This window comes from Sorangium sp. So ce124 (assembly GCF_051525235.1).
In the GTDB taxonomy this organism is placed as follows: Bacteria; Myxococcota_A; Polyangia; order Polyangiales; family Polyangiaceae; genus Sorangium; species Sorangium atrum.
The window spans coordinates 7303212-7326179 of record NZ_CP150312.1; the positions used below are offsets into that span (position 1 = coordinate 7303212).

General features: G+C 72.4%; 16 protein-coding genes. 9 read left to right on the forward strand and 7 right to left on the reverse strand.

What is annotated here, in order from left to right:
- Positions 1-559 precede the first annotated feature (559 nt).
- The 5 genes from WMF19_RS27375 (at position 560) to WMF19_RS27395 (ending at position 8154) form a co-directional block, all read left to right on the forward strand.
- The gene (locus tag WMF19_RS27375) at positions 560-1450 is read left to right on the forward strand and encodes a serine/threonine-protein kinase (RefSeq protein WP_437901683.1); all 891 of its coding nucleotides are present in this window, start codon (positions 560-562) and stop codon (positions 1448-1450) included.
- 847 nt (positions 1451-2297) lie between these two features.
- Positions 2298-3449 carry a CgeB family protein gene (locus WMF19_RS27380; RefSeq protein ID WP_272093726.1) on the forward strand — a complete coding sequence of 384 codons (1152 nt, stop codon included), beginning with the start codon at positions 2298-2300 and terminating at the stop codon, positions 3447-3449.
- A 65-nt stretch (positions 3450-3514) separates the two neighbouring features.
- Complete coding sequence (gene rlmN, locus WMF19_RS27385; protein WP_437893050.1) at positions 3515-4678, forward strand: 23S rRNA (adenine(2503)-C(2))-methyltransferase RlmN; 1164 nt, start codon at positions 3515-3517, stop codon at positions 4676-4678.
- Between the two features lie 91 nt (positions 4679-4769).
- Positions 4770-6170, forward strand: a complete 1401-nt coding sequence (locus WMF19_RS27390; protein WP_437893051.1) for an acetyl-CoA carboxylase biotin carboxylase subunit — start codon at positions 4770-4772, stop codon at positions 6168-6170.
- A 208-nt stretch (positions 6171-6378) separates the two neighbouring features.
- Positions 6379-8154 carry a phospho-sugar mutase gene (locus WMF19_RS27395; protein ID WP_437893052.1) on the forward strand — a complete coding sequence of 592 codons (1776 nt, stop codon included), beginning with the start codon at positions 6379-6381 and terminating at the stop codon, positions 8152-8154.
- A gap of 15 nt (positions 8155-8169) precedes the next feature.
- Here WMF19_RS27395 and WMF19_RS27400 read toward each other — a convergent pair whose 3' ends face one another.
- Positions 8170-8946 carry a chlorite dismutase family protein gene (locus tag WMF19_RS27400; protein WP_437893053.1) on the reverse strand — a complete coding sequence of 259 codons (777 nt, stop codon included), beginning with the start codon at positions 8944-8946 and terminating at the stop codon, positions 8170-8172.
- 487 nt (positions 8947-9433) lie between these two features.
- Between WMF19_RS27400 and WMF19_RS27405 the strand changes: the two genes are divergently transcribed.
- The gene (locus tag WMF19_RS27405) at positions 9434-10039 is read left to right on the forward strand and encodes a hypothetical protein (RefSeq protein ID WP_437893054.1); all 606 of its coding nucleotides are present in this window, start codon (positions 9434-9436) and stop codon (positions 10037-10039) included.
- A gap of 296 nt (positions 10040-10335) precedes the next feature.
- A complete protein-coding gene (locus tag WMF19_RS27410; protein ID WP_272093732.1) occupies positions 10336-11082 on the forward strand; it encodes a TenA family transcriptional regulator in 747 nt (248 codons plus the stop codon).
- A gap of 338 nt (positions 11083-11420) precedes the next feature.
- Here the strand turns inward: WMF19_RS27410 and WMF19_RS27415 are convergent, their stop codons facing one another.
- The 6 genes from WMF19_RS27415 to WMF19_RS27440 form a co-directional block, all read right to left on the reverse strand.
- Positions 11421-12761, reverse strand: a complete 1341-nt coding sequence (locus WMF19_RS27415; protein ID WP_437893055.1) for an IS4 family transposase — start codon at positions 12759-12761, stop codon at positions 11421-11423.
- Positions 12762-12927: 166 nt separating this feature from the next.
- Positions 12928-13311: a response regulator transcription factor gene (locus WMF19_RS27420; protein WP_272093733.1), complete on the reverse strand. Its 384-nt coding sequence runs from the start codon at positions 13309-13311 to the stop codon at positions 12928-12930.
- 238 nt (positions 13312-13549) lie between these two features.
- Positions 13550-15160: a 3-dehydroquinate synthase gene (gene aroB, locus WMF19_RS27425; protein WP_437893056.1), complete on the reverse strand. Its 1611-nt coding sequence runs from the start codon at positions 15158-15160 to the stop codon at positions 13550-13552.
- A gap of 5 nt (positions 15161-15165) precedes the next feature.
- Entirely contained in the window at positions 15166-16350 is a 1185-nt protein-coding gene (aroC, locus tag WMF19_RS27430; RefSeq protein WP_437893057.1) for a chorismate synthase, read from the reverse strand.
- A 52-nt stretch (positions 16351-16402) separates the two neighbouring features.
- Positions 16403-17332: a glutamate racemase gene (gene murI, locus WMF19_RS27435; RefSeq protein WP_437893058.1), complete on the reverse strand. Its 930-nt coding sequence runs from the start codon at positions 17330-17332 to the stop codon at positions 16403-16405.
- Positions 17329-18726 carry a homoserine dehydrogenase gene (locus WMF19_RS27440; RefSeq protein WP_437893059.1) on the reverse strand — a complete coding sequence of 466 codons (1398 nt, stop codon included), beginning with the start codon at positions 18724-18726 and terminating at the stop codon, positions 17329-17331. Before WMF19_RS27440 ends, murI begins: the two co-directional genes overlap by 4 nt.
- A gap of 56 nt (positions 18727-18782) precedes the next feature.
- Here WMF19_RS27440 and WMF19_RS27445 point away from each other — a divergent pair, with 56 nt between their 5' ends.
- Both WMF19_RS27445 and WMF19_RS27450 read left to right on the forward strand, forming a co-directional pair.
- Complete coding sequence (locus WMF19_RS27445; protein ID WP_437893060.1) at positions 18783-20711, forward strand: type VI secretion system contractile sheath domain-containing protein; 1929 nt, start codon at positions 18783-18785, stop codon at positions 20709-20711.
- Positions 20712-21299: 588 nt separating this feature from the next.
- Entirely contained in the window at positions 21300-22751 is a 1452-nt protein-coding gene (locus tag WMF19_RS27450; RefSeq protein WP_437893061.1) for an NAD(P)/FAD-dependent oxidoreductase, read from the forward strand.
- Positions 22752-22968 lie beyond the last annotated feature (217 nt).

Genomic DNA, 22968 nt, shown 5'->3' on the forward strand with positions numbered 1-22968 from the left:
CTCCGGTCCGGCGCCACGAGGGCAGTCCGGTGCTCCGCCGCCGTCCACTGGAGCGCGGTCGGACGAGGCACCCGCTCGGCCCTCCGGCGGCGCGTGACGATGGCAATGCGGCACACCGGCGCGGCCGTGGCGGCCCAGCCGATGAGACCGGTGCGGCCCTCCTAGGCGGACCCGTGGATCGGTCGCTGGCCGCTCCCGCCGCCGCGACGCGCCTCGGCCGGCGGCCCGCGCTCCGGCTCCCCCGGGACCGCCTTCGCCCCGTTGTCCTGCGGGCCACGCGTGGGCCACGCGTGGCCCACGCGTGGCCCACGCACATTTTCCCGTGCCCCGCGGCTTTTTCGTCCAGGCGACCTCGGGGGCGGCGGGCGGCCGATGTGAAGCGGCGCGCCCCGGGACCCAAACAAAAACGAGGCGTGGGGGCCGTTCGTCGTGTGACGTTGCGCGCGGCGCTTCCTCTGTCGCGTCTGCGTGATAAATGAGCTTGTCTGGGGAGAGGGGGGAGGCGACCGGAACGCGCTGGACCCCCTTTGTCAAGCGAAGGAGGCCGCTCTTGTCAATCGTGCCCGGAACCGTTCTGCTCCAGCGCTACCGCGTGGTACGTCATCTCCGCCGCGAAGGCCTCGGTGAGGTGTTCAGCGCCGAGGACGCGAGCACCGGCCGGCGCGTCGCGGTCAAGGTGCTCGGTGAGCCCCCGGTGCGCCAGGAGCCGGGAGGCGTGCTCAACACGCCAGAGCGCATGCCCCAGCAGGAGGCCGAGGCGCGCTTCCGGCGCGAGGCGGCGGCGTGCGAGCGGCTGCGGGGCCCACACACACTGCCCTCGCTCGACGGCGGCAAGGACCTGGTGCACGGTCCTCTCCTCGTGTTCGAGCTGCGCGAGGGGGAGCCCCTCAGCGAGCGCATCGCCCGGCAGGGGCCACTCCCGTTCAGCGCCGTTCACCGGCTGGGCGAGCAGCTCTGGTCGGCGATCGCCGAGCTGCACGAGATTGGCATCATCCACCGCGACATCAGCTCCACGAACGTGCTCCTCGACCAGGGTCCTGACGGCGAGCGGCTGACGCTCCTGGATCTCGGCTCGTGCAAGCTCCCTCCCGGGCTCTCCGACGCGGAGCCGACGTTACCGAGCCGGTGTCTCGGCGATTTCAGGTTCGCGCCTCCCGAGCAGCTCACCAAGGGGAAGACGGTGGATCACCGGGCCGATCTCTATGCGGCCATGACGGTGATCTTTCACGCGCTCACCGGCGAGCTCCCCTACGCCGCGCGCAATCTGCTGATGCTCGCCGATCTCAAGACGAGGACGCCGCCGCGCCGCCTGGGCAGCCTGATGCCTCCGCCGGTCGACCGGGAGATCGAGGTGTTCGTGAACAGGGGCCTGGCGCACAGCCCGGACCGCCGCTTCGCGAACATCGCCGAGGTGATCCAGGGCTGGCAGGCGCTGAGCCCCGCCACCTGAACGTCTCGACGGCCCTCGCGCGGCCGCACCACCGCTGAAGGCTGGACACCCGGCCTGCCGATTCCACCGCAGCACCCCCGCATCGACGGGAAGGCACCCGGACAGCGCCGCGCGCTTCCTGCCTTCCTGCTCCCCCGCCCGATTTCTCCGCGACGCCAGGCGCCCCTGCCCGGCCGAGGCCGCCGGTTCGTCGGCGAGCTCAGCTGGAAGGCAGAATCCCCAGCCGAAAGCCGCGCCCGCTCACCGCGGCGTACGCGTCCGACAGCGCGCGCCGGCCTGGGCGGCGCTTCGCCAGCGCTGCCCCGGCGTTCCGGAGCAGGGCTCCCCCGTCGACGCTCCGTTCGACCAGCAGCCGTCACCGACCATTGCGACAACGTCCCTCTTTTTCTCATCATCATCGCTTCCCAACAGCGTTTACCGCACAGGCCGGTTCCTCTGCGATGCGAGGACGGTTGCCGTCGGGTGCTTTACCCGAACGAGCCGCGTTATCCCCGAGCAAGCGGCGATTCCGCGCACTTCGTCGTCACGAGAAAAGGGCGGGCCTTACCGCCTGGCGTCTGACGAGGAATACGCACCTTCGATCGAGAAACTGCATCTCACAGCATTGCAGAGGGTGAGCACGCATGTTAATCCCGGGTGCGCTCGTCGCCGCGCCCTCTCGCGCGGCGCCAGGGCAACTGGATCGGCGTGCCGCTCGTCCTGCGCACGTTGCACATGTTGCGCATGTTGCGCGTGCGTCCGCGAGGCGTCTTTCGCCTCTCCGGGGCCGCCGCGGTGTACCTCGGGGCCGGCTCATTCCGGGCCGGCACGCCGTCTGGGATCTCTCAACCCTTGCCGCCACCACGCTATGACGACAACTACCTACCGCTATGTCTTCCTGGGGCTCTCCATCACGTCTTCGTGGGGCAACGGCCACGCCACGACGTACAGAGCGCTCCTCCGTGCGCTCGCGTCGCGCGGCCACCGGGTGCTCTTTCTGGAGCGGAACCTCCCCATCTACGATCAGCACCGTGACCTGCCCAACCCGCCTTACGGCACGACCGAGCAGTACTCGAGCATTACCGAGCTCCGCGATAGATTCTCACGCGCCGTGCGCGAAGCCGATCTCGTGATCGTCGGCTCCTTCGTACCGGAAGGGGCGACGGTCGGGGCGTGGATCACCGAAGAGGCCCGCGGAAAGGCCGCTTTCTACGATCTGGACACGCCTGTCACGCTCGGCCGGCTGGCGCACGGGGATCACGCGTACCTGACGCCGGCGCTGATCCCGCGGTATGATCTCTATCTGTCGGCGACGGGGGGCCCGACGCTGGAGCGGCTGGAGCGCAGCCACGGCGCGGTGCGCGCGCGGGCGCTCTACTGCTCGGCGGACACGGACGTGTACCATCCCCAGCCGGCGCCGATGCGCTGGGATCTCGGCTACCTCGGGACCTACAGCGACGACCGGCAGGCGGCCGTCGAGCGGCTCCTCCTCGAGCCGGCGCGGCGCATGCGCCGCGGGCGCTTCGGGGTGGCGGGCGCGCAGTACCCGACGTCGCTCGCGTGGCCGGAGAACGTCTCCCGGACGGAGCACCTCCCGCCGGACGAGCACCGCATCTTCTACAACTCCCAGCGCTTCACGCTGAACCTGACCCGCCGTGCGATGGTGGAGTCCGGGTGGTCGCCGAGCGCGCGCCTGTTCGAGGCGGCCGCGTGCGGGACCCCTGTGCTGAGCGACACCTGGCCTGGTATCGAGACGTTCTTCCAGCCCGGCGAGGAGATCCTGCTCGTGCGCTCGCCGGAGGACGTGCTCCGGAAGCTGAGGGAGATGAAGGAGGACAAGCGCCTGACGGTGGGCCAGCGGGCGAGGCAGCGCGTCTTCGCCGAGCACACAGCGATGCACCGGGCCGAGGCGTTCGAGCGCTACACCCGCGAGGTGCTCGAGGCCGCCAGCCGGACGCGCGCGCGCCGCGAGCGCGACGGGCAGCTCACGGCCGCGCAGGTCGACAGCCAGAGCGGCTGACGCTCTGGCCTGGCCGCCCGCCTGCTCCCCTTGCCGCTGGGGGCGGCGCGCAGTAGGCCAGGCAGGTGCGCTCCACGCCGCTTCACCCCGTCGCCCGGCTGCCTGAAGAGTGGTCGGCCTCGCTGGCTTCCCGCGGAGAGCGGTCGTTCACGGCGAAGCAGGTGTTCCACTGGATCCATCGCCGCGGCGTCCTCGATCCGGCCGCGATGACGAACCTCCCGGCGCGGCTGCGCGAGCACCTCGCCGCGGAGGGGCTGGGCGAGGTGCTGACGCCCGAGCGGGTTCATCGCTCCGAGGACGGCACGCGCAAGCTGCTCCTGCGCCTGCGCGACGGCGCGACCATCGAGACGGTTTTGCTCCCGTCGGTGTCGGGCCCCGGCTCGCAGGCGCAGCTCGACGCCGACGCGGCGGCTGCCGACGACGAGGACGACGATGCGGCCGCCGAGGCGGACGCCGCGCCGCGCGTCCGCGTCACCCAGTGCATCTCGACGCAGGTCGGCTGCGCCATGGGGTGCAGCTTCTGCGCGAGCGGCGTGGCGGGGCTCAAGCGCCACCTCGGGGCCGAGGAGATCGCGGGCCAGGTGCTCCTCGGGCGGGCGATGCTCGACGAGGGCGAGGAGCTCCGCAACGTCGTGTACATGGGCATGGGCGAGCCGCTCCACAACTACGAAGCGACCGCTCGCTCGCTGCGCCTGCTCACGCACCCGGAAGGGATCAACCTCTCGACGCGGCGGGTCACGGTGTCCACGTCGGGCCTCGTGCCCGAGATCGCGCGGCTCGGCGCGGATTTTGGCGGACAGATCGCGCTCGCGATATCGCTGCACGCCGCGGACGACGAGACCCGCTCGGCGCTGATGCCCATCAACCGCAAGCACCCGCTCGACGAGCTGCTCGCGGCGCTGCGCGCTTACCCGCTGCCGCGGCGCCGGCGCATCACCATCGAATACACGCTCGTCGCCGGGCAGAACGACGATCCCGCCGAGGCGCGGCGGCTGGCGAAGCTGCTGCGCGGGCTCCCGGTGAAGATCAACCTCATCCCGATGAACCCGATCGAGGCCTCCTCGCTGGGTCCGCCGGCCCAGGAGCGCGTGGCGGCGTTCCAGGAGGTGCTCACCCAGGCGGGATACTCCTGCTTCGTTCGGCGCCGGCGCGGCGATGACGTCTCGGCGGCCTGCGGGCAGCTCGTGCTGCTCGGGGCCAAGCCGAAGGTGCGGCGGGCGCTGGGCTGATCGCGCGCGCAGCCTCCCGGGAGCGCGCGAGCGAGCTCCGCCTGCAGCGGGCGTCTTGACGCGCCGGCGCGCGGGGGCGTAGCTGTCGGCCGTGTTGAAGAAGATCCTCGTCGCCAACCGTGGAGAGATCGCCTGCCGCGTCCTCCGGACCTGCAAACGGCTCGGGATCGCGACGGTCGCCGTGTACTCCGACGCGGACGCGAGCGCGCCGCACGTCGCGATGGCCGACGAGGCGGTGCGCATCGGGCCGCCGCCGGTCCGGGACAGCTACCTGGTCATCCATGCGATCGTCGAGGCGGCCCGCGCGACGGGCGCCGACGGCATCCATCCCGGGTACGGGCTGCTCAGCGAGAACCAGGCGTTCGCCGAGGCCGTCGTCGAGGCAGGCGTCACGTTCATCGGGCCGCCGCCCGCGGTGCTCCACGCCTTCGGCGACAAGATCCTCGCGCGGGATCACGCGCGCGGGGCCGGCGTGTTCCCGCCGCCGGGCACGGGCGGACCGGTCGACCCCGCCGACGTCGAGGCCGCCCAGCGCGCCGCCGAGAGCATCGGCTTCCCGCTGCTCGTCAAGGCCGCGGGCGGCGGCGGCGGCATCGGCATGCAGATCGTCACCGATCCGGGCAAGCTGTCGCGCGCCCTCACCGCGTGCTCCGACCGCGGCCGCGCGGCGTTCGGGGACCCGCGCGTGTACATGGAGCGGTACATCGAGCGCCCGCGCCACATCGAGGTGCAGGTGCTCTGCGACGGCCGGGGCGGCGCCGTCGCGCTCGGCGAGCGCGAGTGCAGCGCGCAGCGCCGGCACCAGAAGATCGTCGAGGAGTCCCCGTCGCCGGCCGCGTTCTTCCAGGGAGCAGCGGGCGAGGCCCGGCGGAAAGAGCTCCACGAGAGCGCCCTCCGGGTCGTGACCGCCGCCGGCTACGTCGGCGCTGGCACCGTCGAGTTCGTCGCGGCGGAGAGCGGCGAGCTCTTCTTCCTGGAGGTCAACGCGCGGCTCCAGGTCGAGCACTGTGTCACGGAGATGTGCACCGGGCTCGACCTTGTCGAGCACCAGATCCGCATCGCGTCGGGCGAGCCGCTCGCGCCGGAGGTCCTGGGCCACACCTACCGCGGCCACGCCATCGAGGCGCGCCTCTACGCGGAGGATCCGGCGAAGAAGTTCGCCCCCCAGCCCGGCCGCATCACGGCGCTCCGCTGGCCGGCCGCGGGCGACGACCTGCGGATCGAGACCGGCGTCGCCGAGGGGCTCGAGGTGACGCCGTTCTACGACCCGCTGCTCGCCAAGATCGTCGCTCACGGCCCGACCCGCGACGAGGCGATCGCCCGCCTCGACCGGGCGCTCGCCGAGACGACGATCGAGCTCACCGGTCCGGCCGGGCCCGCCGCGACCAACCTCGCGTTCCTCCGCCAGATCCTGCAGGACGGCGATTTCCGCGGCGGGCAGTACGACACGCGCTTCGCCGAGGCGCTCGCCGCCGGCAAGAAGCCCGGCTGACGCCCGGCCGAGCGGGCTGAGCGGTCCGAGCTGGCCGGGAGCCGCCGGCCAGAGCGGGCTGAGCGGTTCGAGCTGCCGGGAGCCACCCGTTACGTCGGCGCCGGTCCGGGGCGGGCCACCGCGCGTCGTTCGCCGCCCGCGCTGCCGCCGCGCCGAATCGCGCGTGGTCGTGGTGCAAACCACGGCCGGCATGAACTAAATACCAGGCGTGAGCCACGACTTCGTCCTCGAGCCCGCCGAACGCTGGCTTGCCCACGACCCCGATCCGGAGACCCAGAGCGAGCTGCGCCGGCTCATCGACGCGGCCAGGGCGGGCGAGGACGGCGTCCGCGCCGAGCTCGCCGAGCGCTTCGCCGGTCCTCTGGAGTTCGGCACCGCGGGCATCCGCGGCGTGCTCGGGGCCGGCGAGAGCCGGATGAACCGCGCCGTCATCCTCCGCACGACCGCGGGCCTCGCCCGTCACCTCCTCGAAGCGATCGGCGACAAGGCGCGGAGCGCCGGCGTCGTCATCGGCTACGACGGCCGCCGGATGAGCCGCGAGTTCGCGGAGGACACCGCCTGCGCCCTCGCCGCCGCGGGCATCCCGAGCCACCTCTCGCCCGTCCCCTGCCCCACGCCGATCGCCGCGTTCGCTGTCGGCCACCTCGGCGCGGCCGCGGGCGTGATGGTGACGGCGAGCCACAACCCGCCCGAGTACAACGGCTTCAAGGTGTACTGGGACAACGGCGCGCAGATCATCCCACCGCACGACACAAGCATCGCGACGGCGATCGACGCCTCGCCGCCGGCGGATCAGGTCCCCCGCATGCCCCTCGACGAGGCGAGGAGGCTCGGGCTCGTGCGCGACTTCCCCGAGGACCTGGAGCGGAGCTACCTCGGCGCGATCCGCGGCCTCGCGGTGCGGAGCGACGGGGATCGCGACCTCTGCATCGTCTACACGCCGCTTCACGGCGTCGGCGACCGCCTGGTCCACCGGGCGCTCGGCGAGGCCGGCTTCACGCGCGTGGCGAGCGTGCCCGAGCAGGCCGAGCCGGACGGCGCGTTCCCCACGGTCGCGTTCCCGAACCCCGAGGAGAAGGGCGCCATGGACCTGGCGTTCGCCCTCGCGAAGCAGGAGGGCGCCGATCTCGTCCTCGCCAACGATCCCGACGTCGACCGGCTCGCCGTGGCGGTGAGGCGCCCAGACGGCGAGTACGAGCAGCTCACGGGCAACCAGGTCGGGGTGCTCCTCGGCCATTACCTGCTCACCGAGGGGCGGGCGCAGGGCGCGGACGAGCGCCGGCTCGTGCTGGCCTCCTGCGTCTCGACCCCGATGCTCGGCGTGATCGCCGCGGCGCTCGGGGTTCATTACGAGGAGACGCTGACCGGGTTCAAGTGGATCGCCAACCGGGCGATGGACATCGAGCGCTCGACCGGCGCCCGCTTCGTGTTCGGCTTCGAGGAGGCGCTCGGCTACACCGTCGGCCCGGTCGTGCGCGACAAGGACGGCATCAGCGCCGCGGCGCTGGTCGCCGAGCTCGCGGCGGTGCGCAAGGCCGAGGGCAGGACGCTGCTCGACGAGCTCCAGGCGATCACCCGCAAGTACGGCCTCTACATGAGCGGGCAGCGCTCGTACACCCTGCGCGGCGTCGACGGCCTCGAGAAGATCGCCGCGATCATGGCCGCGCTGAGGAAGAGCCCGCCGGCCGCGATCGGCGGCGTCCCCGTGGTGGCGTGGCGCGATTTCGAGGCGCGCACGCGCACAACGAGCGACGGCCTTGTCGAGCCGCTCGTGCTGCCTCCGAGCAACGTGCTCGTGTACGAGCTCGACGGCGGGAGCCGGCTCATCGCCCGCCCGAGCGGCACGGAGCCGAAGATCAAGTTCTACTTCGACGTGCGCGAGGAGGTCGCCGCGGACGAGCCGCTGGGCGACGCCGAGGCCCGCGCGGCGGCGCGGCTCGACGCCCTGGCGCGGGCGTTCTCGGGCCTCGCCGGCATCGGCTGAGGGGGAGCGGTCCCGTCAGCCGCCCGGGCTGCGGAAGGCGGCGCGGCCGACGAAGAACGGGCCCATCTGGCTGATGAACTCCGAGGTCTGGCGGGTCTTCCGCATCGTCTGCACGATGTGGGAGAGCGGGTGGAGCTCCTTGCCGACGAGCCCGATCACGAACTCGTTGTCGCGGGCGTCGAGGCCGTGGCACGCGAGGCGGATGTCGTGGGCGAGGTCCTGGGCGCCATAGGCCCTGCCGATGGTGCCGTGCTCGCGCAGGATGCTCCCTTGCTCGCGCCCCTCGAGCTTGGAGAACGCGCCGCTGCGGCGGAGCGGATACCAAACGGCCCACGGCCAGGCGGGGTTCGAGACGGTCTCCGCCGGGCGCCGGAGCAGCCAGAAGTCGAGGTCCTGCTCGTAGCCGGTGGAGTACGTGCGCCCCAGCATCGTGAAATCGGGGCGAAGCTCCAGGGCCCGGAGCTCGTTGCGGTTGAGCGCCGGGCGGACGGTCTGGACGAAGAAGGCGGGGTCCTCCGCCCATGTGAGCACAGCGATCCCGCGCGGATCGTTGATGTCCTCGTAGATGACGGCGCCGACGCGCTGGGACGAGAGCGCCTGGCCGGCTGCGCGGATCAGCTCCGCCGGATCGGCGTCGTCGCGGCAACGGAACACGAGCAGCTGCATGAACAGCCGGCGGTCGATGACCTGCGGCTGGCCGTCGCGCGGCGCCCCCCGCTCGGCGACGTCGATGTGCGGCAGCTCGGGCTCCGCGTGGCCGGCGGCGGGCCGGCCCGTGGTGGGTTCGCTCATGGGCGTAGGGGTACCGAGGTTCGCGGAGGACGGCAACTGCCAGGCGCAGCACCTCCGCAGGCGACGCGCAGCCCCCGCCGCGCCCGTCGCCGCTGCGAGCCCCCATCACCGCCACGAGCGCCCGTCGACGGCCACGACGCCACGACGACGACGAGCGCGACACGAAATCACGTAATGCGCATTACACGATTGCGCACGTTGACGCCTGCGGCGGTCGCCTGGGGTCTGGCGTCTCGGGTCGAAAGGAGAGCTGGACAACCGGCGTGATCTTGCGCAGGGCCACGTCGGCTCGTGTCGTACGGCTGCTCCCACGTAATCATCTCTTGCCATCGAGCCCGACTCACGCTCCCCTGCGAGGTACAACCACGACTCCTGAAGTTGCCCCGACGATGTGCTCCTGGGCAGGGTTGCCCGCCCGAGGGCACGTGCGCCACGCCCGCGATCGGGCTCAGCTTCGCCAGGGCCTTCCCGCCGCAGGTTCGCCGCGATGAAGACGCACGAGACGAAGACCAAGACCTCGATCCCCGCCGGCAGATGCAAAGGAACGTTGCTGGTCAACCTCCGGTCGTTCGTCACGACGAACCGCGACGCCGGTGCGTGGGAGCGCCTGGTGACGTCGCTGCCCAAGTCAGACCGGGACGTACTCTATCAGCCGCTGCTGGTGAGCAGCTGGTATCCGATCGGCGTCTGGAACCGGGCCCTGCGAACGCACGTGCGGACTGCGACCGACCAGGCCGCCGAGATCAAGCGGTTTGCCCGCTACGTCGCGGATCGCGACCTCAATACGGTGTTGAAGTTCGCGCTCTCGATCGCGATGCCCGACACGATCGTCGCCCGGACTGGAATGTTCTGGTCGCGCTACTTCGACTCCGGGAAGGTCTTCCCGCGCATGGTGAAGCCGCGGGAATGGGTGCTGACCATCACAGGCCCGACCGGCGACGACGAGGGGCCCTCCGCGATGAACTGCGGAGAAGGTGTCTGCGGCTGGGTGGAGCAGGCGCTCCTCCTGTGCGGCGCGTCCACCCCAAAGGTAACCCACCAGCGGTGCCGGTTCCGCGGCGCGACCGAGTGCCTCTCCGAGGTCGTATGGTGAGCGACCTGAGCGAGATCGGCCCTCTTGTCGTTGCGGCGGCGCCCGCGTTTGTCTATTGACTTGCTCCTTCCCCCTGATCCAGACTGGATGCAGGCGGGACACATGTACACGAAGCCTCTCATCGTGAGGTCGTCGTGCTGGCCCTCTCTTCTCTCGTGCTCGGGGGTCAGCATCGTGCCTGCGCCGCGGATTGTCTCCTGACGGCCGCTGGCCGGTCAGCTTGAGGTGATTCGGTGGGGTAGAGACCGGCGGGCAGCCACGAGGGAGATTGACTCAGAAACCCTCCAGGTAATTTCATGCTGTCACCTCGCTCGCAGCGGCACAAGGAAGTCAAGGACAGCCTCAAGGCGACGCCGCACCCGGTCTGGATCGACGACATGCTCGAGTCCCTGGCCGACCAGTGGAAGGCCGCGGTCTACACGCCGCCGATCGCGCGAACGCTGACGGAGCCGATCGATCACGAGACATGGAGCGTGCTCCTCCGGGAGTTCTTCTGTGTGGTCGAGGCGTTCCCGAAGTACATGGGGCTCAGCCTTGCCAAGACGACGTACGGCCAGTCACCGCGCGACTTCCTGGTGCGCGACTGGCTCATCGGCAACATCCGGGTCGAGGCGTTGCACGTGCGCTGGTACCTCGACTGGGCGGCGGGGCACGGGATCAGCACCGCGGAGATCACGAGCCACCGCCCGAGCCCGGAGGTGGCGTCGCTCTTCGACTGGCTCTGGTCGATCTCCTACCGCGGCTCGCTCGCGGAGGCGGTCGGCGCCGTGAACTACGCGATCGAGGGGATCACCGGCGAGTGGTCTCGCGTGGTGCTGCCGGCCTTCACGAAGCTCTATGGCGAGGGGAGCAAGTCGCTGACGTGGCTCGCGGCGCACGCGAACTACGATGACGCGCACCCGCGCGAGGCGCTCGAGATCGTCAAGCTCGCGACCACCTCTGGCGAGGAGATGCGCCGGGTGCAGTCGAGCATCAGCCGCTCCCTCGAGCTGTTCGAGCGCGCCTTCAAGGCCGTCAGCGTCCCGAGCCGCGGCGGCAGCTGACGTGCCCCCCCGCGCCAGCGCCCCCGCCGCTGCGCCGGGCCCCGACGGAGATACGAGATCTCCGAAGAAACCTCATAGACCCCAAGGCGAGCGCCACACGGCGACGGCGCGTGACGGCGGCGAAAACCGCCGGGATTCCTACCCAGCAGCACCACGCAGCACGCGAGAAACGGACTGGCGCGAGCAAAGAAACCTCGGAGATGCCGAGATCGCCAGTCTATCTCCTCCCCTTCTCTTGACCTCTTCAGTCCCCCGGGGCAGAGCGGCGGTCACCCGCACAGGAGACGGGCCCAGATCGGCGTTTTCGGCGCGCAGGCGCACTCCGGTCTCAGGATTGATCATAATTTCCCCACCTCCCTCGCGGCGCTCCAGCCCTGGACGAGGGTGAGGAGCTGCTCGTAGCCACGGCCCAAGGTCTGCCAGCCGGGCTCGCCGTTTCGCCGGAGGTGTCCGCCGAGCCCGGCGATGGCCAGGAAGGCATCGCGGGCCGTGGCGTTCTCGGGCAGGGGCTTGCGCGCGAAGACCCGCAGCACCGCGAGCTGGGTGGGCGTGAGCACGGCGGTCGCGGGCTGCTCCGGAGCGCGCCGAGCCTCGCTGCGCAGCAGCAATAGCTGCCAGGCGATGGGCGCGAAGAGCGCCAGCACGTTGCGCAAGCCGTGCAGGTCCTCAATCTGGCGCTTCTCGTAGGCGCATCCGGTCTTCAGGGCCTTGAAGAACTCCTCCACCATCCACCGCGCCCGGTACCAGTCAACCAGCTGCGTCAACTGCTCGACGGACTCGACCGGCTCGCTCGTGAGCAGCACCCACTCGACCGGCGCTTCGCCCGGCGGCGGCTCGAGCTCCCAGACACGCACGACCTGAAGCGAGAGCGTCGCCGGCAGCTCGCGCGGCTGGGATCTCGGTCGCCGCAGGGTCACGCGCGTGCTTCCAAGGGCGAGCTTGGCCAAGCGTCCTGCGCGCGGAGGATGCAGCCGTTTCTGTTGAGGGCTGCGATTGGCTGCCGGCCGCGGCGAAAGCTCTACCTCGCGTACGGCCACCGCTTGAACATGCGCGAGCGCCTGCTCGAGCTTGGCCTGCTCTCCGAGGGCGTCGGCCTCGACGAGGCGATTGTGCGCGAGCCGAATCACGAACCGATGCCCTGCGCTCAACAGCTGCGCGAACAGGCCGTAGTCGTCGCCTTCGCGGTCCATGACATGCACCACGTCGTGCGGAGCTGCGCCCAAGGCCGCGACGCGCTCCACCTGCTCTCCCCAGCGGTCGTGCTCGTTGTCCATCGTGCCGTCGTCGCGCACGTGCGTGCTCAGATCGAGCACGCCGAGCGGGCGGCGCGTTCCATCGCCGCTGACCGCCAGCGTGAAGTGGGCGAAGAACGTCTGCCCCGAGGAGCGCAGCCGTCCGAGCCCCTGCCGCTGGCCGTCCGAGCGGAAGGAGAGGGTCGTGGTGTCATGGATGGCGAGCACCACCGGCTCGGCCTCCATGCGCGCGAGGGTGGCGTGCACATGCGGAGCCAGGATCGCCGCGGGCGTGACGGCGTCGTTGCCGAAAAAACGGTACGCCGCCTCCAGCTCGCTGTCGGACAGCAGCGAGGGGAAGCTCTTGTCCGGCGCCTGCGCCAGCTTCTGCACCAGCTTGGTCTGGCGCTTCGAAAGCCGCGCATCGCCGAAGTGCGCGTCGCTCATCTCCTCGGCGAGTGCCGCTGCGTGCTCTGCTGCAGGTGAACCCATCCGCAGCTTTGATCACGTCGCCCAACACACATCAAGCGAGATCTGTAGGATCCTGAGACTCCGGTGCGCTGAGCACCGAAAACGTCGAGATGGGCCCGTATCCGCAGCGGGTGACCGCCGCTCAGCGGCCGTAGACGGCTTTGCGGACCTTCTTTTTGAGATCGTCGAGCACGAAGGGCTTCGTGATGTAATGGCGAGCGCCCGCCTGGATGCCGGCGATGACGTCCATCGGATCCGACTTGGCGGTCAGGAAGATGATCGGCACCCGGCGCGTCGGCTCGTGCTCGCGGAGCCGCTTCGTCATGCTCACTCCGTCGAGCTTCGGCATCATGATGTCCACGATCACCAGATCGGGACGCGGCTCCTGCTGGGCCAGCGCGAGCCCATCGAGCCCGTTCGTCGCGACCACGGTGTCGAACTCGTCGCCGAGGAACCGGGCGATCATCGCCGCCGTGTCCTGCTCGTCCTCCACCACCAGGATTCTCTTCTTCGTCGCGGTCACCATCGGCGCCGGGAAAGATAGCGCGGAGCGGACGGGGCGGGCGGTGTGCCGGGATTTTTTTCCGAAGAACGTTGGAAATACATCGATTTATTCACCGACAGCGCAAGCGCCGTCTGCGCCGGAGGCGCTCAGCGACGAGGGACTTCGACGCACGCAGCCCCGAAAGCATCTCGGGAGAGAACGCCCGGGACCAAACGAGGTCGCGCGTCCGGAGGCGGGAGGCGGACGTGGCGTGAAGGGATCAGGTCGCGCCGGCGGCGGCGCGCTCGAGGAGCGAGGCGAGGCGATCGAGCGGCATCGGCTCCACGAACGTGCTGCCGATGTCCCGCATCAGCACCGTCCGGACCGACGAGCCCCGGCGCTTCTTGTCGAGCGACAGGAAGCGCAGCGCGGCGGAGACCGGCTCGTCCTCGATCCGGGTGGGCAGGCCGAGCCGCGCGAGCAGGCGGGTCGCCCGGTCGGCCGCCCCGCGGTCGGTCACGCCGAGCGCGCAGCCGACGCGGAACATGGCCACCATGCCGAGCGCCACCGCCTCGCCGTGGGCCAGCCGGACGAACCCGCCCTCGGCCTCGAGGGCGTGCCCGAGCGTGTGGCCGAGGTTCAGGAGGGCGCGGTCGCCCGACTCGCGCTCATCGCGGGAAACGATGGCCGCCTTCACGGCGATCGAGCGGCGGATGACCTCGGCGAGCACGCCGAGGTCGCGCGCGAGGACGCGGTCGGCCTCGCGCTCGAGCAGCGTGAGCAGCTCCGGATCGCCGATGCAGGCCGACTTCACCACCTCCGCGAACCCGCTCCGGTAAGCGCGGTCGGTCTCGGTGGCGAGCGCCGCCGGGCTCGCGACGACCGCGGACGGCTGGTGGAACGTTCCGACGGCGTTCTTCGCGGGCCCGAGGTCGACCCCGGTTTTGCCGCCGACCGAGGCGTCGACCATCGAGAGGAGCGTGGTCGGCGCCGCGACCCAGCGGACGCCCCGGAGCAGCGTGGACGCAGCGAAGCCGCCGATGTCGGTCACCACGCCCCCGCCGTGCGCGAGCACCACCGCGCCGCGGTCGGCGCCGGCGTCGATCATCGCCGTCAGCGCCGCCTCGACGGCCGCGAGCCGCTTGTGCTCCTCGCCGGGCTTGAGCACCGTGACGGCCGCGGCCGGCGTCCCCTGCGCCGCGAGCGCGGCGAGCAGCGGCGCGCCCCAGAGGCGGCTCACGTTCTCGTCCGTGACGACGAAGACGGACGTCGGCGCGAGCGCGGCGACGGCGTCCGCCGTGGACGCCGCCCCGTCGGAGGCGATGCGCACCGCGTAGCTCTTGTCGCCGAGCGGCACGAAGAGCGGGCGATCCGCGTAGGCGCGGAGGACCCGCGCCGCGACGTCCGCGGGGGAGACGCCGTCGGTCACGACGCGCGCGTGGGCATCGGCATAGACGGGGGCGCGCGCGTCCAGGAGCTCGCGGATGCGCGCCTCGCGGTCCGGCGCGCCGTCGAGGAGCGGGCGGTTGCCGTTCGGCGTGCGCGCGGCGATCGTGCGCGGGGTGGCGGTGAGCGCGACGACGCAGCCGCGCTCGAGCGCCTCGGCGCGGAGCGCGGGATCGACGAGGGCGCCGCCGCCGAGGGCGATGATGCGCGGGCCGCGCGCCGCGAGGAGCCGGCGCAGGGTCGCCGCCTCCAGCGCGCGGAAGCCAGCCTCGCCGCGCGTGGCGAAGAGCGACGGGACGCTCTCGCCGGCCTCCTCGACGATGGCGTCGTCGAGATCGAGGAACGGGAGCCTCGTGCGCGCGGCGGCGATGCGGCCCACGGTGGACTTGCCCGCCCCCATGAAGCCGGTGAGCAGGAGCGGAGGTGCGTCGGGAGGGAATTCCATGGCCTTCAGTAAGCGCGGACCTGCTGGAGGTAGCTGTCGACGTTGCGCGAGAGCTCCGTGAGGCTGTCGCCGCCGAATTTCTCGAGCAGGGCGGCGGCGAGCGTGATCGCGACCATCGCCTCGCCGACGACGGAGGCGGCCGCGACAGCGCAGACGTCGCTGCGCTCGAAGGCGGCGTCGAACTGCTCCTTGGTGCGCACGTCGACGGAGGGGAGCGCGCGCTTGAGCGTCGCGATCGGCTTCATGGCGGCGCGGCAGATGAGCGGCATGCCGTTCGTGATGCCGCCCTCGAGGCCGCCGGCGCGGTTCGACGGGCGGGTGAAGGCGTGCGCCCCCTGATCGTAGGCGATCGGGTCGTGCACCTCGGAGCCCGAGATGCGCGCGGCCTCGAAGCCGATGCCGATCTCGACGCCCTTGATCGCCTGGATGCTCATCAGCGCCTGCGCGAGCCGGCCGTCGAGCTTGCGGTCCCACTGCACGTGGCTCCCGAGCCCGGGCGGCAGGCCCGTGGCGATCACCTCGAAGACGCCGCCGAGCGTGTCGCCCCGGTGCGCCGCCTCGCGGATGGCGTCGCGCATCGCCTGCGCGGCAGCGGCGTCGACGCACGCGAGATCCGAGGCGCGGGCGCGCTCCCGGAGCTCGGCGAGCGGGAGCTCACCCCCGCCCGAGGCGGCGGAGGTCGGCGACGCCACCGGGCCGATCGACAGGACGTGGGCGAAGACCTCGACGCCGACGGACCGGAGGAGCTTGCGGCAGACGCCGCCCACCGCGACGCGCGCCGCGGTCTCGCGCGCGCTCGCCCGCTCGAGCACGTCGCGCAGGTCCCGCCGGGCGTACTTCAGGCCGCCGGCCAGATCCGCGTGGCCGGGGCGCGGGCGGGTCAGCGCCTCGGGCGGCTCGGGGAACGGCTCGGGGCCCATCCGCCCGGCCCAGCTCGCGTGATCGCGGTTCTCGATCACCATGGCGATGGGGCCGCCGAGCGTCTCGCCGCCGCGCACGCCGGCGACGAGGCGGACGCGATCGGTCTCGATCTTCATCCGCCCACCGCGCCCGTAGCCGCGCTGCCGCCGCGCCAGATCCTCGTCGATGTCCTCGGCAAGGAGCGGCATGCCCGCCGGAATACCCTCGACGGTCGCCACGAGCTCCGGCCCGTGCGACTCGCCGGCCGAAAGCCACCTGAGCTGCGTCATCGTGTGGAAAACCTCCTCTGCGCCCGGAGCCCCGAGCGAAGCTTGCTGCGTATTACAGGTCGATCTGCTCCACGTCGACGCTTTGGGCGGAAAAATTGGAAGAATGGCCAGCGGCGTCCCCGCCAACCTGGGTCGGGGAGCGGACAGCAGCGCCAACCTGGGTCGAGGAGCTGGCGGCGCCGTCCGCGACGACCGGCTCCCCGAGGAACCTGGCCGCCACTGTGGCGAAGCTCTTCGGTAGATCCGTGACGAGGAGCGAGAGAGCGCCCGGCGTGCTCCGGGAGGTCGCGAGCCCCCGCTCGGCGAGGAACGAGGCCACCTCCTCCGCGGTCGCCGATGCGCTGTCCACGATCGGGAGGGGGCCGCCGGCGAGCGACGCCGTCTCGGCCTCGATCGCGGCGCGGAGCAGCGGGAAGTGCGTGCACCCGAGCACGATCGACCGGGCGCCCGCGCCGATGAGCGGCTCCAGGTACCGCCGCGCGACGAGGCGCGGGACCTCGCCCTCGATCCACCCCTCCTCCGCCAGCGAGACGAGCAGCGGGGCCGCCTGGCCGGCGACCTCGGTGCGGGTGCTGAGCGACGCCACGGCGCGGGGATAGGCGCCGGACGCGATCGTCCCGGCCGTCCCGAGCACGCCGATCGTCGCGCCGCGCGACGCGGCGACGCCGGCGCGGGCGCCGGGCAGGATGACCCCGAGGACGGGCAGATCCAGCTCGACCCGGAGCATGTCGATCGCGACGGCGCTCACCGTGTTGCACGCGACAACGATCGCCTTGACGCCGCGGCCGATGAGCACGCGCGCGCAGCCGAGCGCGTAGCGGACCACCGTCTCCGGCGACCGCGTGCCGTACGGGACGCGGGCCGTGTCGCCCAGGTAGACGATGTCCTCCGCCGGGCAGCGCCTGCGCAGCGCGCGCACGACCGTGAGGCCGCCGAGGCCCGAGTCGAACACGCCGAGCGGCGCGTCGCTGTGGGACGTCACGGCTCCTCGATGCGGAACAGGTGCACCGGCTCGCGGAGGAACTGCTCGCGCGCGATCGCGTCGAGCGCGTTCCGCACGAGCCCCTCCCGCGCGTCGTGCGTGATGAGCACGACGTCCACCGCGGGCTGAGGAGCGGGCGCCGCGCCCGAGCTCGAGTTCGTCGGCCCCTGCTGCACGATCTGCTCGATGCTGACGCCCGCGTCGCCGAGCGCGCCGGCGAGGCGCCCCATGACCCCCGGCCGGTCCTCGACGGCGAAGCGCAGGTAGTACCGGGAGACGATCTCGCCGAGCGGGCGGACCGCGCGGGGCTTGATCGACATGCCGCGGCCCTGCATGCCCGCGACGCCCGACGCGATCGAGCGCGCGACGTCGAGGATGTCGGAGACGACGCTGACCGCCGTCGGCAGGTCGCCGGCGCCGCGGCCGTAGACGAGCGACGGGCCGACGGCGCGCCCCTCGAGCAGCACGGCGTTGAGCACGCCGGAGACGTTGGCGAGCACGCTCTCCTTCGGGATCAGCGTGGGGTGCACGCGCAGCTCGATGGAATCGCCGAGATCGCGGCCGATCGCGAGGTGCTTGATGGTGTAGCCGAACCGATCGGCGTAGCGGTGGTCGGCCTCCTCGATGCTCCGGATCCCGGAGGTGTGGACGTCGGCGCTGTCGACCTGCGCCCCGAAGGCGAGCATCGCCAGGACGATCAGCTTGTGCGCCGCGTCGTGGCCATCGACGTCGAGCGACGGGTCGGCCTCGGCGTAGCCGAGCGTCTGCGCCTCGCGCAGCGCGGCGTCGAACGACGCGCCCGTGTCGCGCATGCGCGTGAGGATGTAGTTGCAGGTACCGTTCAGGATCGCGGTGACGCGCTCGACCCAGTCGCTGGCGAACGCGTCCCGGAGCGTCCGGATGATCGGGATGCCGCCGCCGACCGCCCCCTCGAACGCGAGATCGACCTGGCGCGCCGAGGCGCGCGCGAGGAGCGCGGGGCCGTGGGCGGCGAGCAGCAGCTTGTTCGCGGTGACCACGCCCTTGCCGCGGTCGATGGCGCGCTCGATCAGCGCGCGCGCGGGCGTCTCGCCGCCCATCACCTCGACGACGACGTCGATCGTGGGGTCGTCGACCACCTCCTCGGGGTTCGTGGTGAGCAGGCCGCGATCCAGGGCGGCGACGCGCTCCTTCTCGAGGTCGCGCACGACCACGCGCTTCACGACGAGGGGGACGCCTGCGCGCTCCGCCAGGTAACCGGAGTTCTCGGCCAGGAGGCGCAGGACGCCGCCGCCGACCGTCCCGCAGCCGAGGAGCCCGATCTGGATCGGGGCGCCCCCGCGAAGGCGCCTGCGATCGCTGGCGGCGTGGGGTTCAGGGTTCAAGTTCAAGGGCGGACCGCCTTCCGTCTTCATGCGCGCGGAGCTTAGCGCTTCTCGCGCCGAGAGGTGACGCCTATGCTGCGCTGGCCATGACGGAAAAGGGCGTTCTGGGCGACGAGTTCAGGTTCCACGTCGGCGAGGACGGGGGCGCCACGGAACGGGGGCCGCTGCTCCCGCTGCGCGTGCTCGTCGTCGCCGATCTCACCCCGCGCGATCCGCACAACGCCGGCGCGAGCCCGCCCTCGGGCGCGATCCGCGTCGACGCGAGCCGCTTCGATAACCTCTTCACGATGCTCCGGCCACGGCTCGCGATCGAGGTGCCGAGCGTGCTCGCGGCGGGCCGGGCGGTGCGCGTCGACCTCGCGCCCGCCGGGCTGAAGAGCTTCCGGCCCGACGCGCTGTGCGCCGAGGTGCCGCTGCTGCGCTCGCTGCTCGACGGCCGCCGGGTCCTGGATCGGCTGCGCGACGGCTCGGCCACGCTCGACCAGGCGCGCGCCGAGCTCGATCGGCTCTGGGGCGGCTCCCCGCTGGTGCGCGACATCCTGGGCCTCCTCCCGGAGCGCCGGGACGCGTCGCCCGGCCGGTCCGCGGCGCCCGTCGCGGATCGGCCCGCGGCGCCGGCGCCCGCGCCCGGCTCGGACGTGGACGCGCTGCTCTCGATGGTCGACCTCGGCGGGGGCGAGGGCGCCGAGGCGGCGCCCCCACCGGCGACGCCGGGCAGCCTCGATGAGAAGCCGGCGGAGGGAGGGCGGTTCTCGGAGCTCATCGCGACCGTGGCGGCGAGCGCCCGCCCGCGCGCGGGCCAGCCCGCTCGGCCCGCGGAGGCGATCGCGCAGATCGAGCGCGCGATCGGCGCGCAGCTCGGCGCGATCCTGCAGCACCCCGAGGTGCGGCGCCTCGAGGAGGCGTGGCGCGGGCTGAGCCTGCTCGTGGAGCGCGCGAAGGGGGCGGAGGGCGTCCGGTTCGACGTCGTGAGCGCGCGGCCCGACGAGGCGGCTTCCGCGCTCGCGCGGGTGCTCGCGCAGACGGCGAGCTCCGAGCCGCCGGCGTCGGTCGCCATCGTGGACGTCGCGATCGACGGCAGCGCCGCGTCGCTCGCGCGGCTCGAGGAGATCGCGCGCGTCGCCGAGGCGCACGCGCTCCCCGCCGTGGTGAACGGCGACGCGCGCCTGCTCGGGGTCGACGATCTCGGCGGCGTCGAGCGGCTCGACAACAAGGCCGCGCTGTTCCGGGCGCCGCACCGCGCGCCGTGGCGCTCCGCTGCAGCGCGGCATTGCGCGCGGTGGGTCGCGATCGCGATGAACCGCGTGCTCGGCCGGGCGCCGTACGACCGGTCGACCTCCCGGATCCGGGAAGCGGCGATCGCCGAGCAGCCCGGCGATGAGGGCGGCCGCGTCTGGATCTCGCCGGCGTACGTCGTGGGCGCGCTGATCGCTGGGAGCTTCCGCGAGACCGCGTGGCCCTGCCGCGTGACGGGCGCGAAGGGCGGCGGAACGCTCGGGGACCTGCCGGTGCACGAGGTCAAGGGCGCGTACGAGGGCGACGAGGGCGTCGCGATCCCGACCGAGGCGTTCGTGTCGACGGACACCCAGCGCGAGCTCTCGAAGAGCGGCGTGCTCCTGCTCGCGTCGGCCCCGAACAGCGACGCGGTGTACGTCCTCGCCGCGCCGACGGCCTACGTCCCGCCGGAGAAGCTCACGTACGACAGCCCCACGGCCGAGCCGGAGGAGCGCCTCGAGCGCGTCTCGCTCGTCGATCAGCTCTTCGTCGCGCGCGTCGTCCAGTTCCTGCGCGCACTCTGCTCGAAGCTGCCCCCGGAGAGCGACCCGGCGGAGGTCCAGCCGGTCGTCGAGGGCGCCCTCTGGGCGCTGTTCGAGAACGCGCCGCCCGCCAGCGTCGAGCTCACCGTGAAGGCCGCCCGCGGCGAGGGCGGCGCGCAGATCGCGGTCACGGTGCGCCCGCGCCGCTTCCTCGGCGTCGGGCTCGACGAGGTGTCGCTCGAGATGCCGCTCGGCTGAGCCCGCTGCGCCGGATTGACGCCGCCCGGCGCGCGGGGGAGGATCGCCGGCATGCGGCTCCGCGTTGCGATCCTCCTCGCAGTCCTGAGCACCCTCGTGACCACGTGCCAGCGGCCGGCGGCCCCGCAGGCGCCGACGTCCGACTGCGGCTGTCGCAAGAAGTAGCCCGCCGCCCATCGCGGCGACGGCGGGCCACGTCGCGCGGCTCCGGGCGCACGGCATTGTGATGCGCGTCGAGCGCGTCTCGCGAAGACGCGAGGACCGGTGCGTGAGCGGTGCCCTCTCTCACACGCGCCACGGAGCGGCCACCCGCCAGCGGGGGGCGGCGCCTCGATACGGCCTCTCCGAGCCGGCCGCATCGGAGGTCCTGCTTTGATGGCGACGAAGAGCGCAGGAGTGATCGTCGCTTTCATCTCGACGGAGCGCGGCGAGTTGCGTAGTTGCGCAGCTGCTCAGTCGGGCAGTGGCGCGTCGCGCGCGATGTGCGCAGCGCGCGCAACGCGCGTTGACCGCCTCATCACGAAGCGAGCATTGCGCCGGCGTTGCAATCCTCAGGGGCGGCCCGAGGATTGCAATCCTGGCGGCTTCATGAAGCCTTGCACCCAGGAGGACATCCGCTCGAGTCGCCCGTTCGCCGGCCGCAGGGCGGTGGTGATCGGTGGGAGCATCGGGGGCCTGGTGGCAGCCCGCGTGCTCGCCGACCATTTCGGCGAGGTGGCCGTCGTCGAGCGCGACGCCATCCCGGATGACCTCCGCGAGGCCCGCAAGGGCGTGCCCCAGGCTCGCCAGCTCCACGGGCTGCTCGCCCAGGGAGAGCGCATCCTGAACGACCTGTTCCCCGGCTTCACCGGGGAGTTGCTCCAGGACGGAGCCGTCGCGTACGACTTCGGGCTCGGCCTGGCCTGGCACCACCACGGCGCCTGGAAGCCGCGCTTCGAGACGGGGGTGCGGACCGTGTGCATGACCCGTCCGCTGCTGGAGGCGCACGTGCGCCGCCGCGCGTTCGCGCTGCCCAGGGTGCGGCGCCTCGACCAGCGCGAGGTGGTGGAGCTCTCGGCGTCTCCCGATCGCTCCCGGATCACGGGCGTCGTGGTCCGGCCACGCGACGAGGGCGGCCGGATCGAGCGGCTGGCGGCGGAGCTCGTGGTGGACGCCAGCGGGCGCGGCTCGCGGGCGCCGGCGTGGCTCGAGGCGCTCGGCTACCGGCGGCCCGACGAGTCGACAATCCAGGTCCGGGTGGGGTATGCCAGCCGGCAGTACCGGCCGCGGGATCCGGCGCAGCTCCCGTGGAAGTCGCTGTACGTCCTCGGCTCGCCGTCCGACAGCCGGCGGTTCGGTTGCATTGCGCCGATCGAGGGTGGGCGCTGGATCGTGGTGCTGGCGGGCCTGTTCGGCGATCACCCGCCCGCCGATCCCGAGGGCTTCCTGGAGTTCGCCCGGGGCCTGCCCAACGACGCGCTCTACAGGGCGCTGCTCGGGGCCGAGCCGGTGACGGACGTCGCCGTCTCCAAGTTCCCGGCGCACCTCCGGCGGCACTACGAGCGCATGGCGCGGATGCCCGAGGGGCTCGCCGTGCTTGGCGACGCGCTCGCCAGCTTCAACCCCGTTTACGGCCAGGGGATGACGTCGGCCTGCCTCCAGGCGCTGGCGCTCGACGCCGCGCTCAAGGAGCAGCGCCGCCGCGCGGGGCGCGGCGCGATGGCGGGCCTCGGCCGCCGTTACCACGCGGCCGCGGCGAAGGCGGTCGACCTGCCGTGGCGGATGTCCACGGGGGAAGACCTCGCCTACCCCGAGACCAGGGGCCGGCGGCCGTTCCTCCAGCCGATCATGCGCTGGTACACCGGGATGCTGCACCGGGCCGCGCAGGTCGATCGCGAGGTCTACGTGCGCTTCGTGCGCGCGTTGCACATGCTCGACGGGCCGGAGGCGCTCCTGGATCCTCGCCTGATCCTGCGCGTGCTGCGCGCGGGGCGGTCCGCGTCGCTGCCCGAGGTGGCCCCGGCCGGCGCGGCCCACCGACGGCGGCCCGAAGACACCTGAACGGCTGAGCCCGCCGCTTCGCTCCGGCGCGCGACGACGGCGACGGCTTCGCGCCGCGCGAGGGCCGGTGTCGGCAGGACGAACGCGCCGTGATGCCGTGTCGACAGGCCTCCTCCGGCGGAAGGCCGCCCGGCGCGGCGGCGGGGCGTTGCCTGGTCGTCGTGTTCTGGTAAGAAGTGCGCGCCTTTACCCACGACGGATCGGCTAGCGAGGCGGC